Raw genomic sequence first — 14,965 nt, 5'->3', positions numbered from 1 at the left:
GGTTGACTGGCGAACCCGGGCTAGCTGAGCGCGGCAACGTGGGCCCATAGCGATTCAGGCGGCCACCCGCTGGGTGGCCGCCTGGTGCGCGAGGGAATTCGGGAAGCTTCTAGTCCTGCTCGAAGCGCCGCCGGAACCGCTCTTCCATTTTTCCGCCGAACCGGTTGCGGTCGGGCTCGGCGCTCTTGTTCGGTGCCTTCTTGCCTGCGCCGATCGAGGTAACGGCCAGAACCGCCCCGGTCAACATGACCAGGAACCCGATGACACTGACGACTGGGACGTTCGCCAGCCAGATGGAGCGGACCGCCACACCGACGACGAGCATTACCAGACCTAGGACGAACAGAACCAATCCCTGCAGCCGTCGCCGCCGGGTTGGCCGTCGCAACCGGCCCGCGCGCACGGTCGACGCGAACTTGGGGTCCTCCGCTATGAGAGCGCGCTCAATCTGCTCGAGCAGCCGCTGCTCGTGCTCGGAGAGGGGCATGTCTTCGCCTCCGGCACAGGGTCTGGTCGTCAGGTGCCGCGCCGTGCCACCGCCACCCAACGAGCGCCCAGGAGCGGGCGTTACTGCCAGGATACGAGCCTCGGCAAGATGCGACTACCCGGACCTGAAAAGAGGTCCGGAAGATACTCCATGGGGAGCCCGTGAGCCCGCGCCGGGCGGCTCCGTCGAGCCTCGTCGACAACCTCGGCTGGCACCGCCGAAACGGCGTCCGATCCGCGCCGAGCGGCATTTGCCGCCAGCTCAACGTCCCCTACGGGGTGGACCGCCCCGTTCGGGGCAACGTGAACCGCACCCCGTCGCCCGTGGTCAGCCGCTCGTCGCCGCCCCAGCGCCCCGGATCCGACCCCAAAATGTCGCCGGATCGGGTGACAGCCAAATGGGGTGGCGTGGCGGAGCACACTTGATCTTCGCGGGCCTCGGCCCCACCCCTGGGCAACCCCGCGATACCCGGATCGGCGTCAGCCGGGCCACTCGGCGTCAGCCGGGCCACTCGGCGTCAGCCGGGCCACTCGGCGTCAGCCGGGCCACTCGGGCGTCAGCCGGGCCACTCGGGCGTCAGCCGGGCCAGTCGGGCGTGGGCCGGCGAGCCAGCACGTGCAGCCGGGCGGCCAGCACGAGGAGTTCGGGCGTGCCGGCCACGATGTCGGCCAACTCGGCCAGCCCGTCCCCGCCGCCCGGATCTCCCGCCACCGCCGCCGGCAGCCAGCCCTCGAACACTCCGTCGCCCTGGGCCAGCTCGATGGACAGCTGGGCGGCGGACTCGAGCAGTCCCCGCAGACCGGCCAGGTCCAGTCGGCGTTGCAGCGGGTCGGTCGGTCCGGATCGACCGCCGGGATCGGTGAGCACGGTGCGCGCCTGCGCCAGCCGACCGGCGTGCGCCAGCGCGAGGGCCGCCCCGTGGCGGCCGGCCACCAGCACCGACACCGCGCCACCCGGCTCCGTCGCCTCGGCGAGCTGGGCGACGGCGGCGGCCACGTCCTCGACGACCTCGAGCAGCCCGTGCCCGAGCACCAGGTCCGCACCGTCCGCCGGGACGGCGTCCGCGAGTGTCTGCACGTCGCCCTGGGTGGCGGTCACCCGGTCCGCGACGCCGGCGTCCCTGGCCCTGCGGCGCAGTGCGGCGAGAGCGTTCGGGCTGGGGTCGACCACGGTCACCTGGCACCCGGCGGCGGCCATCGGCACCGACCAGACGCCGCTGCCCCCGCCCACATCCAGCACCCGGACCGGCAGATCGCCGCGCCGCTCCCGGGCCCGCGCCACCTCGGCGCGCAGAGCTCGACGGACGGCCGAGTCCACGCTGGGCAGACCCCCCTCCGACAGTTGGCCGGATTCGCCGGCACCAGCCACCCTCATCCGACCGTCATCCGGCCCACCGGCTACGCACGGCGGCAGCTTAGGGCGTGCCCAGCCGATCATCCAGCCGGATCGGCGGGATCCGGCTGGATGATCGGCGCTCGGGGCCGACGCGGTGCCGAGCGCTCGGCCGGGCGCCGGGCCGCGCCGGAGGCACAGGCAGGCAGCGGTCCCGCCGATGAGCAGGCACGGTAGGTTGACCGGGTGCAGGTGATCGCCGTGCTCAGCCTCAAGGGCGGGGTGGGCAAGACAACGGTGGTACTGGGGCTGGCCGGCGCGGCGCTGGAGCGCGGAGTGCGCACCCTGGTCGTCGACCTCGACCCGCAGGCCAATGCCACCGTGGCCCTGGAGCCGGAGCCGACCGCGGCGACCGTGTCCGACGTCCTGGACGACCCTCGCCGCTCCGTGCTGCGCCGCGCGATCAGCCCGAGCGCCTGGGGTGACGATCTTGATGTGTTGGTCGGGTCGGAGACCAACGAGCGGCACAACAACCCCGATCCGTCGCTCAAGCAGCTGGGCCGACTCGACCGCGCGCTGGACCGGCTGCGGCCGCGCGACGGAGCAGACGGGGCGGACGGAGCGGACAGAGCCGCCTCGGACGGCACCGACGAAACCGACTACGGGCTGGTCATCATCGACTGCCCGCCCTCGCTGGGGCAGCTCACCCGCTCCGCGCTGGTCGCCGCCGACCGCGCGGTGCTGGTGTCCGACCCGACGATCTTCGCGGTGGCCGGCGTGCAGCGCGCGTTCGAGGCGGTGCAGAACGAGCGGGTCGAGCACAACCCCCGACTGCAGCCACTCGGGGTTCTGATCAACCGGGTGCGCTCGCGGTCCGCCGAGCACACCTTCCGGGTCGGTGAGCTGCGCGAACTGTTCGGACCGCTGGTGCTCACCGGCACGGTGCCGGACCGCTCGGCCATCCAACAGGCGCAGGGCGCGTGCGTGCCGATCCAGCATTGGGACACTCCCGGCGCCCGCGAGGTGTCCACGGTGTTCAACAGCTTGCTCGGCCGGATCCTGCGCAGCGCGGATCGCGACGCTCCGAACTGGCCCGGCTCCCGGCACGCGATGTTCAGCGGCGGCCCACCAGCGAGCGAGTGACGTCGATGAACTGGGCCACCTGACGGACCAGGTCGTCGGCCGCCCGCTCGGTCACCAGCCGGGTGATGCCCGCCTCCGCGGCGGCACGGGTGGCCGAACCGGCGGCGAAGAACGCGGCCCACTCGGTCAGCTCGGGCGCGACGGCCGTGAGCAGCTGCCAGACGCTGCGCCCGCCACGCCTCGGCCGGGCCGGCTGTGCCCGCACCGCGAGTACCGCCGCACCGGCGCGCAGCGCGGCCAGGTGCGCGGTCGCGTAGCGCCGGAGCGGGTCCGTGTGCCGCTCCGCCTCGGCCAACCCCTGCTCGGCCTGCCTGAGCAGACCCAACGCGGCCTGCGATGGCGGCGGGCCGGCCACCATTGCGAACCCCAACGGCAACGTTGCTGTCATCTCACACCTCCCGTCTCTTCCACGTCTGCCAGCTCGCCACGTCGTCCAGCTCGTCAGTCCTCGAGCCGGATCAGGTCCCACACGCCGGGCCCGGCACGCATCCGGAGCACGAACTCCTCGGCCGGGCGCTCCAGATCGGCCGACGACCGCGCCATCACCCGCCAGCAGCGCAGCCGATCCCCGCCGACCGGCATCGGGGACGGGAACGGCCACGGCGACTCCTCGATCCAGCGCTCCCGCACATCCATGACGAGAAACCGGGGACCGCGCCGCACCGGGCGCCGCTGGAACTCGACCGGTTCGCCGTCCTGCCAGCGAACCTGGACCGGCGTCGGCTGCCGCGATCCGAACCGGCGGGTCAGCACACCCACAGCTGCCACACTCCTCAGACGTCACCGGAACCCGGTCGCGCCACCGGCCCGACCCGATCTCGAACACATGTTCGATACGACAAGTACAGCGCTTCCGCGGTCGATCGTCAAGTCCACACGGGCCCCACATGTGATGTCATGTGTGCATGCCCGCCGCGTCCCCCGCCGCGCCCCCGGACCCCGCCGGCGCCCCGCCGGCGTGTCGCCCGACCACCGGGGCCGCCCGGTGACCGCCGCGCCGCCCCGGTTGCGGGTGGTCCGGTTGACCCCGCTCGGGCTGACCGACCGGCTGTCCGACGCGCTGGGCGTCTACGTGGCCGCGATGGGCTATCCGCGGTCGGCGATCCGCCAGCGCGCGCCGCTGTGGCGCGAGCACACGCACCGCCCCGGCTGGCGGGCGGTCGGCGCGCTGGACGAGCGCAACGCGCTGCTCGGGCTCGGCTACGGCTACATCGGCGCCCGAGGGCAGTGGTGGCACGAGGAGGTCCGGCGCGGCCTGCTCAGCACCGATCCGCGCGGCCTGCACTGGCTGAACAACTATTTCGAGCTCACCGAGCTGCACGTGCTGCCCCGCGCCCAGGGCGGTGGGCTCGGCGAACACCTGCTGCGCGCCCTGCTCGAGGGCTGCGACCGGGGTTCGGTGCTGTTGTCCACCCCGGAGCTCGACCCCGCCGCACCCGCGCGCGCCTGGCGGCTCTACCGCCGGCTGGGCTTCGTCGACGTGCTGCGCCAGCACCGGTTCGTCGGCGACCCGCGCCCGTTCGCGGTGCTCGGCCGGTCCCTCCCGCTGCCCGCGCCACCGCCCGGAGCGACCGCCGCCGGCGGCCCGCCGGAGGGCTCACCGGGCGAGCCGTATCCGTCCGGCCGCGGCTGACGAACCCCGGGTGGCACGATGGCCGGGTGCGCTCCCCCCTCGCCCGGCCGCCGCGCCGCCTCGCCGGGGCCGCGCTGGCACTGTTCCTGCTCGTGGCCGCGGGGCTGCTGGGCGGCTGCACCCAGGTGCGTACCGCGCTGGCCATCCAGAGTGACGACACGGTGGCCGGCGAGATCGTGATCGGCACCGCCGGCGGGCCCGCCCCCGTCATCACCGTGCCGGCCCCACTGGTCGGCCGGGTATCGGTGGCGCCCTACCAGGACAGCGGCTACGTGGGGTCCCGGCTGCAGTTCAGCGGGCTGCGGTTCGACCAGGTCAACTCGCTGACCTCGGTGGCGCCGCTGGCCAACGGCCGGTTCCGCTTCGAGCTGCGCCGCACCGGTGGCCTGGTGGTGCTCGGCGGCCAGGTCGATCTCAGCGCGGTGCCGGTGGACCGGGCGGACGTGCAGCTCAAGGTCGCCTTCCCCGGCGACCTGGTCAGCACCGACGGGATCTCGACCGCGGGCACCGTGAGCTGGGTGTTCACCCCGGGGCAGGTCAGCCAGTTCAACGCGGTGCTGAGCTCGCCGGACCCGTCCACCCCGTCGGTCGGGCGGTGGACCCTGCTGGTCGCCGCCGTGGTGGGCGCCGCCGCGGTCGCCGTGGTGCTGCTGGCCAAGGCGCACCGCAACCCGCCGGTGCCGGGGTCGGGGCGTGGTCCCTGAGCGGGTGGCCCCGCCCGCCCGTGCCGGCCGCACCGCCGGGCGGGGATGGCCGGAGACTGTCACCCTGCACACCGGGCACCCGCCCCGCCGAGGAGTAGCCATGACCGCCCGACCGCTCGCCGATTCCCCGCCGCACCCGCTGGACGAGCAGCTCGTCACCCGGGTGGAGGCGGCGCTGGCCGAGTACCTGGCCGAGCGGCGCCGCTACACCGAGACCGTGCACCACTCGTTCACCGACGCCGCCGACGCGCTCACCGGGTTCGTGCTCGGCGGCGGCAAGCGGATCCGACCCACCTTCGCCTGGTGGGGCTGGCGCGGCGCGGGTGGCCAGCCGGACGGCGCGCTGGCCGAGCAGGTGCTGCGCGCGGTCAGTGCACTCGAGCTGGTGCAGGCCAGCGCGCTGGTGCACGACGACCTGATCGACGCCTCGGACACCCGCCGCGGCCGGCCCACGGTGCACGTGGCGTACGCCGCGCGGCACCGGGACCGGGACTGGCTGGGCACCGCGGACCGGTTCGGCCTGGCCGCCGCCGTCCTCATCGGCGACCTCGCGCTGGTCTGGGCCGACGACCTGCTGCACTCCGCCGAGCTGCCCGAGCCGGTGCGCGAACGGGTGCGGCCAGTCTGGGCCGCGATGCGCACCGACCTGGTGGGCGGGCAGCTGCTGGACGTGTGGGGCCAGGTCAGCGGCGACGACACAGCGGCGACCGCGCTGCGGGTGAACCGGTTCAAGACCGCCGCCTACACCGTGGAGCGCCCCCTGCAGCTGGGCGCCGCACTCGCCGGCGCGCCGGCCGAGCTGGTGGACGCCTACAGCCGGTTCGGCGCCGACATCGGGGTCGCGTTCCAGCTGCGCGACGACATGCTCGGCGTGTTCGGCGACCCCGAGGTGACCGGCAAACCGGCCGGCGACGACCTCAGGGAGGGCAAGCGCACCCTGCTGATGGCACTCGCGATGAAGGCGGCACGGGAGCGCGGCGACGGCGCCACGCTGACTCTGCTCACCGAGGCGCTCGGCGACCCGGGCCTCGACGCCGACGGGGTGGACCGGGTCCGCGAGGCGCTGTGCGAGCTGGGCACCTCGGATGTGCTGGAACAGCGGATCGAGCAGCTCACCGAGTCCGCGCTGGCCGCGCTGGCCGGCGCCGAGGTGGCCGAGCCGGCCGCCACCAGGCTGCCCGAGCTGGCGCACGCGGCCACCAGACGGCTGGCCTGACGGCGCTCCGCCGACAGCGCACCGAGGACAGCGCACCGACGACAGCACGGACCGCGACCTGCGCGGGGGTGGGGGGAGAGCGATGCGCACCGTTGCAGGGCGCACCGATCACGTCGTGGTGGTGGGCGCCGGGCTGTCCGGGCTGGCCGCCACGTTGCACCTGCTCGGCGCCGGGCGGCGGGTGACCGTGCTGGAACGGGCCGAGCACCCGGGCGGCCGGGCCGGTCGGGTTGACCTGCACGGGCCGGCCGGGCGCTACCTGGTCGACACCGGGCCGACCGTGCTCACCATGCCGGACCTGGTGGAGGCCACCCTGGCCCCGGTCGGGGAGAAGCTCGCCGACCGGCTCGAGCTGATCCGACTGGACCCCGCGTACCGGGCCCGGTTCGCCGACGGGTCCACGATCGACGTGCACACCGACCCGGACGAGATGGAGGCCGAGATCGCCGAGCAGGTCGGCCCAGCCGACGCCGCCGGCTACCGGCGGCTGCGCGGCTGGCTCACCGACCTGTACCGCTCCGAGATCGACACCTTCATCGGCTCGAACATGGATTCGCCACTGAGCCTGCTCACCCCGGACCTGGCCCGGCTGGCCGCGCTCGGCGGGTTCGGCCGCCTCGGCCGGCGGGTCGGCCGTTTCGTCAAGGACGAGCGGCTGCGCCGCATCTTCTCCTTCCAGGCGCTGTACGCCGGCGTGTCGCCGGACCGCGCACTGGCCGCGTACGGCGTCATCGCGTACATGGACACGGTCGCCGGGGTGTTCTTCCCGCGCGGCGGGATGCGGGCGCTGCCCACCGCGCTCGCCGACGCCGCGACCTCGGCCGGCGCGGACATCCGGTACCGGGCCACCGCCACCGGCCTGGTCCGCCGGGGCGGCCGGGTGACCGGGGTGCGCTACCTCGACGGGTCCGGCGAACCGGCGCGGGTGGACGCCGACGCGGTGGTGCTCACCCCCGACCTGCCGGCCGTGTACCGGCTGCTGCGGCGGACACCCCGGCGGCCGGTGCCGCTGCGCTGGGCACCCTCCGCGCTGGTCCTGCACGCCGGCGGCCCCGACCCGACAGCGCCGAGAGCGCCCGACCGGACGGCGCCGAGCGGGCGGGACGCGCCGGCGCACCACACCCTGTCGTTCGGTCGTGCCTGGTCGGAGACGTTCGAGCAGATCCTGCACCGGGGGCAGCTGATGTCGGACCCGTCGCTGCTGCTCACCAACCCGACCGCGACCGACCCGGCGCTGGCCCCGCCGGGGCACCAGCTGTACTACCTGCTCGCACCGTGCCCGAACACCCAGCGGGCCAGGCTGGACTGGTCCCGCATCGGCCCGGCCTACGCCGAGGAGCTGCTGGGGGTGCTCGCTGCCCGGGGTCACACCGGGTTGAGCGCCTCGGTGGCCGACATGGCGGCCTCCCGGCTGGTGACACCGGACGACTGGGCCGAGGACGGGCTGGCGGCCGGCACGCCGTTCTCGGCGGCCCACACGTTCGCCCAGACCGGGCCGTTCCGGCCGGCCAACCTGGTCCGTGGCTGGTCGAATGTGGTGCTCGCCGGCTGCGGCACCACGCCGGGGGTGGGGGTGCCACCGGTGCTGATCTCGGGCCGACTGGCCGCGCTGCGCATCACCGGGGTCTGAACCGGACCTGCCACCGGCCGCCGATCAAGGCCGTGGCAGCATAGGGCGCAAGATGACGTCCCAGCCGCAGCTGTCGACCACCCCCGCCGAGGCATCCGAGGCGGCGCTCCGCGCCACCCCGGCGGCCCTTGCCGCGCAGGTGGGCACGACGACAACCGAACTGATCGAGCCCGCTCTCGCGGCACCGCCCACGCCGTCCGCGTGGGGCTGGTGGCAGCGTTTCGGCAGCCCGAGGCCCAAGCCGCTGTTCCTCGGCTTCCTCGGCAGCCTGCTGCTCGCCTTCGGCGGGCTCGGCGCCGGCGGGGTGCTGGTGCACGACCCGATCCTGGAGGGCACGCCGCTCGCCGCCTGGCGCTTCGGGCACGGCTACGACCTCGCGGTGATGGTCGTCTACCTCGGGCTCGGGCTCGAGGTATGGGCCTGGATGCTGCTCGGCCGCGATGTGCTGGCCAAGCGTGCCGGCGCCCGCGCCGTGCTCACCACCTCCGCGTTGTGGCTGCTGCCGATGCTCGTCACGCCGCCGCTGTTCACCCGGGACGTGTTCAGCTACCTGGCCCAGGGCACCATGCCGCTGCGCGGGTTCGACCCGTACGGCGGCGGCCCCGACGTGCTGAGCGGGCCGGTGCTGGACAACGTGCACTGGTTCTGGCAGGACACACCGGCGCCCTACGGCCCGCTGTTCATCCTGATCGCCAAGGGCATCGCCGCGGTCACCGGCGATAACATGATCGCCGGTGTGCTGCTGATGCGGCTGGCCATGCTGGTCGGGCTCGCGCTGTTCGTGGCCTCGCTGCCCGGCCTGGTCCGCCACCTCGGCGGCCGGCTGCCGGTGACGCTATGGATCGCGGTGGCCAACCCGGTGATGGTGGTCCACCTGGTCGGCGGCCCGCACAACGACCTGCTGCTGGTCGGCCTGCTGAGCATGGGCAGCCTGCTGGTGCTCAACCGCAAACACGCCGCCGGGATCGGGCTGGTCACCCTCGCGATGGCGGTCAAGGCCTCCGCCGGGGTGGCACTGCCCTTCCTGGTGCTGGTCTGGGCCGCGCGGCTGACCGGTCCGCAGCGCACCCGGATCATCAAGGCCACCGCCGCCGGCGTCGGGGTGTTCCTGCCGGTGTTCGCGGCCTGCACGCTCGCCGCCAAGGTGGGCCTCGGCTGGCTGCCCGCGCTGAACGCCCCGGCGATGATCGTCAACTGGCTGTCCCTGTCCACCGGGGCCGGCGAGCTGGTCTACAACATCGTCAGCTGGGCGATCGGCGGCCTGTCGAAGACCCCGTTCATCTCGGTCACCCGGGTGATCGGCGGCATCATCCTGCTGACCGTCGGGGTGCGCCAGTGGCTCGCCTCCAGGGCGGCGGGCGGGCCCGACGCGGTGCGCCGCGCCGGCGTGGTGCTGCTGCTGGTCGCGCTGCTCTCGCCGGCCACCCTGCCGTGGTACTACACCTGGGGCATGGCGCTGCTCGCCGGCATCGCCTGGTCCGCCCGGCAGATGCAGGTCGTGATCTTCGTGTCGGTGTTCCTGGTGATCGCGGCGTTCCCGGACGGCGAGGTCTCGCTGTACGCGTTCGGCTACCTGCTGCTCGTGATGGCCGGTGCGCTGGTGGCGGCGATCGCGCTGGTCAAGCCCGACCCGCTGCGGCTGCGGTCCCGCCCGGTTCCCCAACCAGCAACCGATGGCTGATCTGGCGGTCCGCGAACTGCACGCCGCCGGGATCACCGGCACCGCTCTCCAGCACGCCTACACCCGCTGCCGTGCGCTGCACGCCGAGCACGGCCGGACCTACTTCCTGGCCACCCGGCTGCTCACCCCGGCGCGGCGGCCGGCGGTGCACGCCCTCTACGGCTTCGCCCGCTACGTCGACGAGATCGTCGACGCGCTCGACGACACCCGGCCGGCGGCCGAGAAGCTGGCCGCGCTGGACAGGCTCGAACTCGCCCTGCTCGAGGCCCTGAACGGCGGGCCGGCGACCGACCCGGTGCTGGTCGCGGTGGCCGACACCGCCCGTCGCTACCAGCTCGACGCGGCGCTGTTCACCGCGTTCCTGGCCGCCATGCGGATGGACACCCACGTCACCGACTACCCGACATTCGACGCGCTGGCCGGTTACATGTACGGCTCGGCGGCGGTCATCGGGCTTCAGATGCTGCCGGTACTGGGCACCGTCGGCGACCGGGACGCCGCGGCGGACTCGGCGGCGGCGCTGGGCGTCGCGTTCCAGCTCACCAACTTCCTGCGCGACGTCGGTGAGGACCTGGACCGGGGCCGGGTGTACCTGCCGGCCGACGAGCTGGCCGCGTTCGGCGTGGACCGGGCGCTGCTGTCCTGGTGCCACCGCCGGCGCCGGCCCGACCCCCGGGTCCGCCGGGCGCTCGCCCACCTGGTGGCGCGCACCCGGGCCGTCTACCGGCGCGCGGCGCCCGGGATCGCGCTGCTGGACCCGGTGTCGCGGCCCTGCGTGCACACGGCGTACACGCTCTACGGCGCCATCCTGGACCACATCGAGGCGGCCGACTACGACGTGCTGAACCGCCGCGTGTCGGTGCCGGTGCACCGCCGCCTGGTGGTGGCGCTGCCGGCACTGGTGGGGTCCCACACGGCGCGCCGCCGCGCCACGCCCCGGCCAGGGCCATGCGCTCCGGACAGGGCACAAACACCGTCCTAAATGCCGGGGGTAACGTCGAGTCACCGGCAGGGCGGCCCAGTGTCGGGCCTAGTGCGACTGGTGCGGCCCTCGTCAGCGAGAACAACGCCAGTCCGGTATTTTTCGCTCAGAACCAGACTCACGTTGACCTCGACGCAGCCTGCCCCAAGGTCAGCCGCCTGAGTTCAATCGGCCAGTCACCGACTGTGACCCCGACGGACCGAGGCGAAGCCTCCGGGAACGCCCTGGACAATGAATGCTCTGCCTGCGCGGCGCCCAGTCAGCACCTCGCGGCGTTGTCGTCGCGGCCAATACATCAGCGGTATCGGCCGCTCCGAAGACGTCAGGGCCTTGTGACGCATCCAACTGGATCACCGCTGGCAGCGAACGGCATCACTCAGGACACTAGAGCGCCATCGCCTGGGCACGCCGCTTGATCTCGCGCCCCCGGTTGGACCGCAGTGCCTCGATCGGCGTGCCGGGCAGCGAGGGGTCGTCCTCGAGCAGCCAGCGGGCGATCTCCTCGTCGTCATAGCCGCCGTCGCGCAGCACCGTCACGGTGCCGGCGAGGCCCTTGACCACGGTTTCGTCGCCGAGGAACTCTTCCGGGACAGCGAGTGCCCCGTCCCTACGGATGGCCAGTAGGTGGCCGTCACGCACCAGTTGCTGGACCCGGCTGACCGGGACCCCCAACCGCTGCGCAACCTCTGGGATGGACAGTGCCTTCAGGTCGTCGCCCGCAATGGCGGGTGCAACGGGTCGCTCACTCACGCGGCACACCATGCCACAGAGGACCCCTGTTCCGGCAGAGTTGGGATCACCTGGAACTACCCCCCGTTCGCCCACCGGTCGGCTTTCGTACGCTTGCCGGCGTGGTCGCAACCGAGCCCGAGCTGTCCGGAGTGCTTCTGGAGGAGCGCTACCGGGTGGGTGAGCTGCTCGCCGTCGGCGGCATGTCCAGGGTCTACCGGGGCACCGACCTGCGGCTGGAGCGGGAAGTCGCGATCAAGGTGATGGACAGCCGGCTGGCGGCCGACCCGAGCTTCCGCGGCCGGTTCGAGCGGGAGGCGCGCGCGATCGCCCGGATCGACCATCCCTGCGTGGTCGACGTGTACGACCAGGGCGAGCACGGCGGACCGCCCGATCCGGTGGTCTTCCTGGTCATGGAGCTCATCCTGGGCGGCACCCTGCGGGACCTGCTCAGCGAGCGGGGTGCGCTGCCGGCGCCGGAGGCACTCGCGGTACTGGAACCGGTGCTCGGAGCGCTGGCCGCCGCGCACGCCCAGGGCCTCACCCACCGCGACGTCAAACCGGAGAACGTGCTGATCGGCCGCTCCGGTGCGGTCAAGGTCGCCGACTTCGGCCTGGTCACGGCCGCCGCCCAGGGCAACGGGACGAGCACCGGCATGATCATGGGGACGGTGGCCTACCTGTCCCCCGAGCAGGTCACCGGCGGTGCGGTGGACGCCCGCAGCGACGTGTACTCGGCCGGCATCCTGCTCTACGAACTGCTCACCGGGCTGCCCCCGTACGACGGCGAGCACCCGCTCGCGGTGGCCTACCAGCACGTGAACCAGAACGTGCCGCCGCCGTCCCGGCTGGTACCGGGGCTGCCGCCGGACCTGGACGCCCTGGTCGCCAGCGCCACCCGCCGCGACCCGCAGGCCCGCCCGCCGGACGCCGAGACGATGCTGCACGCGGTGCGCGGGGTACGGGCCGCGCTGGGCATCCCCCGGGTGCCGGTACCGATCCCCGGGCACCCCGGCTCGGGGTCGAACCGCGCCTCCGGGGTCGGCAGCATCCCGCCGGCCGCCCGGACCGGGCTGGGCTATCCCGGCCAACCCAGCGCCGCCGTACTGCCACCGGCACCGTCCCGGCCGGCCGCGCTGCCGCTGAACCCGCCACCGCCACCCCGGCACGCCGCCCCGCCGCGCCCGACCAGGGCCATGACCGCGGCCAGCCCGACCCCGTACGACGCGGCCGGGTACGACGCGGCCCGGTACGACTCGGCCGGGTACGACTCGGCACCGGCGGCGAGCTGGGCGGTGGCCGGCACCGACCCGTCGACCTGGCCGACCGAGGTGGACCCACCCGACCACGTGGCGCGGCGGCGCCGGAGCAGGCGCATCCAGGCGATCTGGATCGGCGCCGTGCTGCTGCTCGCCGTGCTGATCGCGACGCTGGCCTGGGGCGCCGGCGCCGGCCAGTGGAGCAGCACCCCGGCCCTGATCGGCCTGGACAGGGCCAGCGCCGAGCGGCTGGTCACCCTGGCCGGACTGGTGCCGGAGGTGCGGGAGCAGCCAAATGACGGCCACCCAGCGGGCACTGTGGCCGACGCGGTGCCCGCCCAGGCCACCCGGGTCCGCAAGGGCAGCACGGTGACCCTCACGGTGTCCACCGGCCACCCCCGGGTGCCGGCGGTACCACCGGGCACCGCGGTTCCGGACGCGGAACGGATCCTGCGCGACGCCGGCCTGACCCCCCGCGAGGACTCCGCGAGCTACGCCGCGCACCCGACCGCACCGCCCGGCTCGGTGGTCGGCACCTCGCCCGCCGCCGGCACCGAGGTGACGGTGGGCGGCCCGGTCGGCCTGGTGCTGAGCAGCGGCCCGGCCCCGGCGCGGCGCCAACGCGACGACAACCCCGGTGACACGATCGGCGAGCTGCTGCGCAACGGGCTGGAGCGCGCGCTGCGCGGCGACCACTGACCGGGTCGGCGCCACCCCGGCCGGCCGACTCGTTCCGCCCGCCTGGCCCGACCGGGGTCGCCGCCTGGGCCGACCGGCTCAGCCGCGCAGCATCTCCGCGACCAGGAAGGCCAGCTCCAGGGACTGCTGGGTGTTCAGCCGCGGGTCGCAGGCCGTCTCGTAGCGGCCGTGCAGGTCGGCGTCGGAGATCTCCTGGGCGCCGCCGAGACACTCGGTGACGTTCTCGCCGGTGATCTCCACGTGCAGCCCGCCCGGGTGGGTGCCGAGCCCGTGGTGCACCTCGAAGAAGCCCTGCACCTCGTCCACGATCCGGTCGAAGTGGCGGGTCTTGTACCCGCTGGTGGACTCCACGGTGTTGCCGTGCATCGGGTCGCACTGCCAGATCACCTTGTGCCCGGAGGCGGTCACCTTCTCCACGATCGCCGGCAGCACATCCCGGACCTTGGTGCTACCCATCCGGCTGACCAGCGTCAACCGGCCCGGCACGCCCTCCGGGTCGAGCAGCTCGACGTACTCGACGGCCTGCTCGGGCGTGGTGGTCGGGCCGATCTTGAGCCCGATCGGGTTGGCCAGCACCTGGGCGAACGCGATGTGCGCCCCGTCCAGCTGGCGGGTCCGCTCGCCGATCCACAGGAAGTGCCCGGACAGGTCGTACAGCTTGGGCGCGGCGGCGTCGCGGACGTCGAGCCGCAGCATCGCCCGCTCGTAGTCCAGCAGCAGCGCCTCGTGGCTCGCGTAGTACTCGACGCTGTGCAGGCTGGGGTCGTCCACCCCGCACGCCTCCATGAAGCGCAGCCCCCGGTCGATCTCGGCGGCCAGCGCCTCGTACCGCTCGGCGGCGCCGGAGTTGCGGATGAAGTCCTTGTTCCAGTCGTGCACCCGGTTCAGCCCGGCCATCCCGGCGGCGGTCAGGGCCCGCACCAGGTTCATCGCGGCGCTGGCGTTGGCGTAGGCGCGGATCATCCGGCTCGGGTCCGGGACCCGGGCCTCCGGGGTCGCCTTGATCGAGTTCACGATGTCGCCCCGGTAGGACGGCAGGCCCAGCGCGTCCAGCGGCGCCGAGCGCGGCTTGGCGTACTGCCCGGCGATCCGGCCCAGCTTGACCACCGGCATGCTCGCCGCGTACGTGAGCACCACGGCCATCTGCAGCAGGGTGCGGATGTTTCCCCTGATGTGCGGCTCGGTGTTGTCCGCGAAGGTCTCGGCGCAGTCGCCGCCCTGCAGCAGGAACGCCTCGCCGTTCGCCACCGCGGCCAGCCGAAGCCGCAGCCGGTCGACCTCCTCGGGCACGGTCACCGGCGGCACGCTCTCCAGCACGGTGCGCACCTGGCGCACGGCGTCCGCGTCCGGCCAGTCAGGCTGTTGCGCCGCCGGGCGGCCCAATGCGTCGTCCAGCCGCGCCCGCAGCTTCTCGGGCAGCGGCGGGAGCTCGGGGAGGTCCTCAACCGGCACGTCAACGGTCCAGTTCAC

The 14,965-nt window shown here is 73.8% G+C and carries 14 protein-coding genes; 8 read left to right on the top strand and 6 right to left on the bottom strand.

Going from position 1 to position 14,965, the window contains the following annotated elements; translation table 11 throughout:
• Positions 1–109 precede the first annotated feature (109 nt).
• Positions 110–487 carry a DUF3040 domain-containing protein gene (locus ACTXG6_RS22835; protein ID WP_445189833.1) on the bottom strand — a complete coding sequence of 126 codons (378 nt, stop codon included), beginning with the start codon at positions 485–487 and terminating at the stop codon, positions 110–112.
• A 576-nt stretch (positions 488–1,063) separates the two neighbouring features.
• Complete coding sequence (locus ACTXG6_RS22830; protein WP_445189832.1) at positions 1,064–1,861, bottom strand: class I SAM-dependent methyltransferase; 798 nt, start codon at positions 1,859–1,861, stop codon at positions 1,064–1,066.
• 204 nt (positions 1,862–2,065) lie between these two features.
• Here ACTXG6_RS22830 and ACTXG6_RS22825 point away from each other — a divergent pair, with 204 nt between their 5' ends.
• A complete protein-coding gene (locus tag ACTXG6_RS22825; RefSeq protein ID WP_445189831.1) occupies positions 2,066–2,962 on the top strand; it encodes a ParA family protein in 897 nt (298 codons plus the stop codon).
• Here the strand turns inward: ACTXG6_RS22825 and ACTXG6_RS22820 are convergent.
• Together ACTXG6_RS22820 and ACTXG6_RS22815 are read right to left on the bottom strand one after the other, a co-directional pair.
• Positions 2,934–3,350, bottom strand: coding sequence for an SAV_6107 family HEPN domain-containing protein (locus ACTXG6_RS22820; RefSeq protein WP_445189830.1), 417 nt, complete (start codon positions 3,348–3,350; stop codon positions 2,934–2,936). The genes ACTXG6_RS22825 and ACTXG6_RS22820 overlap by 29 nt on opposite strands.
• A gap of 53 nt (positions 3,351–3,403) precedes the next feature.
• Complete coding sequence (locus ACTXG6_RS22815; protein WP_445189829.1) at positions 3,404–3,721, bottom strand: hypothetical protein; 318 nt, start codon at positions 3,719–3,721, stop codon at positions 3,404–3,406.
• Positions 3,722–3,947: 226 nt separating this feature from the next.
• Here ACTXG6_RS22815 and ACTXG6_RS22810 point away from each other — a divergent pair, with 226 nt between their 5' ends.
• From ACTXG6_RS22810 to ACTXG6_RS22785, 6 genes are all read left to right on the top strand, one after another.
• The gene (locus ACTXG6_RS22810; protein WP_445190089.1) at positions 3,948–4,595 is read left to right on the top strand and encodes a GNAT family N-acetyltransferase; all 648 of its coding nucleotides are present in this window, start codon (positions 3,948–3,950) and stop codon (positions 4,593–4,595) included.
• A gap of 26 nt (positions 4,596–4,621) precedes the next feature.
• On the top strand, positions 4,622–5,299 hold the full coding sequence (locus ACTXG6_RS22805) for an LppM family (lipo)protein (protein WP_445189828.1): 678 nt from the start codon (positions 4,622–4,624) through the stop codon (positions 5,297–5,299).
• 100 nt (positions 5,300–5,399) lie between these two features.
• Positions 5,400–6,515, top strand: coding sequence for a polyprenyl synthetase family protein (locus ACTXG6_RS22800; RefSeq protein WP_445189827.1), 1,116 nt, complete (start codon positions 5,400–5,402; stop codon positions 6,513–6,515).
• 82 nt (positions 6,516–6,597) lie between these two features.
• A complete protein-coding gene (gene crtI / locus ACTXG6_RS22795) occupies positions 6,598–8,145 on the top strand; it encodes a phytoene desaturase family protein (protein WP_445189826.1) in 1,548 nt (515 codons plus the stop codon).
• 52 nt (positions 8,146–8,197) lie between these two features.
• Positions 8,198–9,826, top strand: a complete 1,629-nt coding sequence (gene mptB, locus ACTXG6_RS22790) for a polyprenol phosphomannose-dependent alpha 1,6 mannosyltransferase MptB (protein WP_445189825.1) — start codon at positions 8,198–8,200, stop codon at positions 9,824–9,826.
• The gene (locus ACTXG6_RS22785) at positions 9,819–10,808 is read left to right on the top strand and encodes a phytoene/squalene synthase family protein (RefSeq protein ID WP_445189824.1); all 990 of its coding nucleotides are present in this window, start codon (positions 9,819–9,821) and stop codon (positions 10,806–10,808) included. Before mptB ends, ACTXG6_RS22785 begins: the two co-directional genes overlap by 8 nt.
• Before the next feature lie 384 nt (positions 10,809–11,192).
• Here ACTXG6_RS22785 and ACTXG6_RS22780 read toward each other — a convergent pair whose 3' ends face one another.
• Complete coding sequence (locus tag ACTXG6_RS22780; RefSeq protein ID WP_445189823.1) at positions 11,193–11,558, bottom strand: Rv2175c family DNA-binding protein; 366 nt, start codon at positions 11,556–11,558, stop codon at positions 11,193–11,195.
• 101 nt (positions 11,559–11,659) lie between these two features.
• Here ACTXG6_RS22780 and ACTXG6_RS22775 point away from each other — a divergent pair, with 101 nt between their 5' ends.
• Positions 11,660–13,495, top strand: a complete 1,836-nt coding sequence (locus ACTXG6_RS22775; protein ID WP_445189822.1) for a protein kinase domain-containing protein — start codon at positions 11,660–11,662, stop codon at positions 13,493–13,495.
• 78 nt (positions 13,496–13,573) lie between these two features.
• Here ACTXG6_RS22775 and ACTXG6_RS22770 read toward each other — a convergent pair whose 3' ends face one another.
• Entirely contained in the window at positions 13,574–14,965 is a 1,392-nt protein-coding gene (locus tag ACTXG6_RS22770) for a class II 3-deoxy-7-phosphoheptulonate synthase (protein ID WP_445189821.1), read from the bottom strand.

The sequence above is a fragment of the Pseudonocardia sp. Cha107L01 genome (assembly GCF_052566575.1).
Note: the sequence above shows the minus strand (reverse complement) of the source record. Positions and strands in the feature narration are given on the sequence as shown.

What these genes read in the sequence shown, in the direction of transcription:
- ACTXG6_RS22835 (WP_445189833.1), bottom strand. Translation starts at nt 487, where the DNA reads ATGCCCCTCTCCGAGCACGAGCAGCGGCTGCTCGAGCAGATTGAGCGC.
- ACTXG6_RS22830 (WP_445189832.1), bottom strand. Translation starts at nt 1,861, where the DNA reads ATGAGGGTGGCTGGTGCCGGCGAATCCGGCCAACTGTCGGAGGGGGGT.
- ACTXG6_RS22820 (WP_445189830.1), bottom strand. Translation starts at nt 3,350, where the DNA reads ATGACAGCAACGTTGCCGTTGGGGTTCGCAATGGTGGCCGGCCCGCCG.
- ACTXG6_RS22800 (WP_445189827.1), top strand. Translation starts at nt 5,400, where the DNA reads ATGACCGCCCGACCGCTCGCCGATTCCCCGCCGCACCCGCTGGACGAG.
- crtI (WP_445189826.1), top strand. Translation starts at nt 6,598, where the DNA reads ATGCGCACCGTTGCAGGGCGCACCGATCACGTCGTGGTGGTGGGCGCC.
- mptB (WP_445189825.1), top strand. Translation starts at nt 8,198, where the DNA reads ATGACGTCCCAGCCGCAGCTGTCGACCACCCCCGCCGAGGCATCCGAG.
- ACTXG6_RS22785 (WP_445189824.1), top strand. Translation starts at nt 9,819, where the DNA reads ATGGCTGATCTGGCGGTCCGCGAACTGCACGCCGCCGGGATCACCGGC.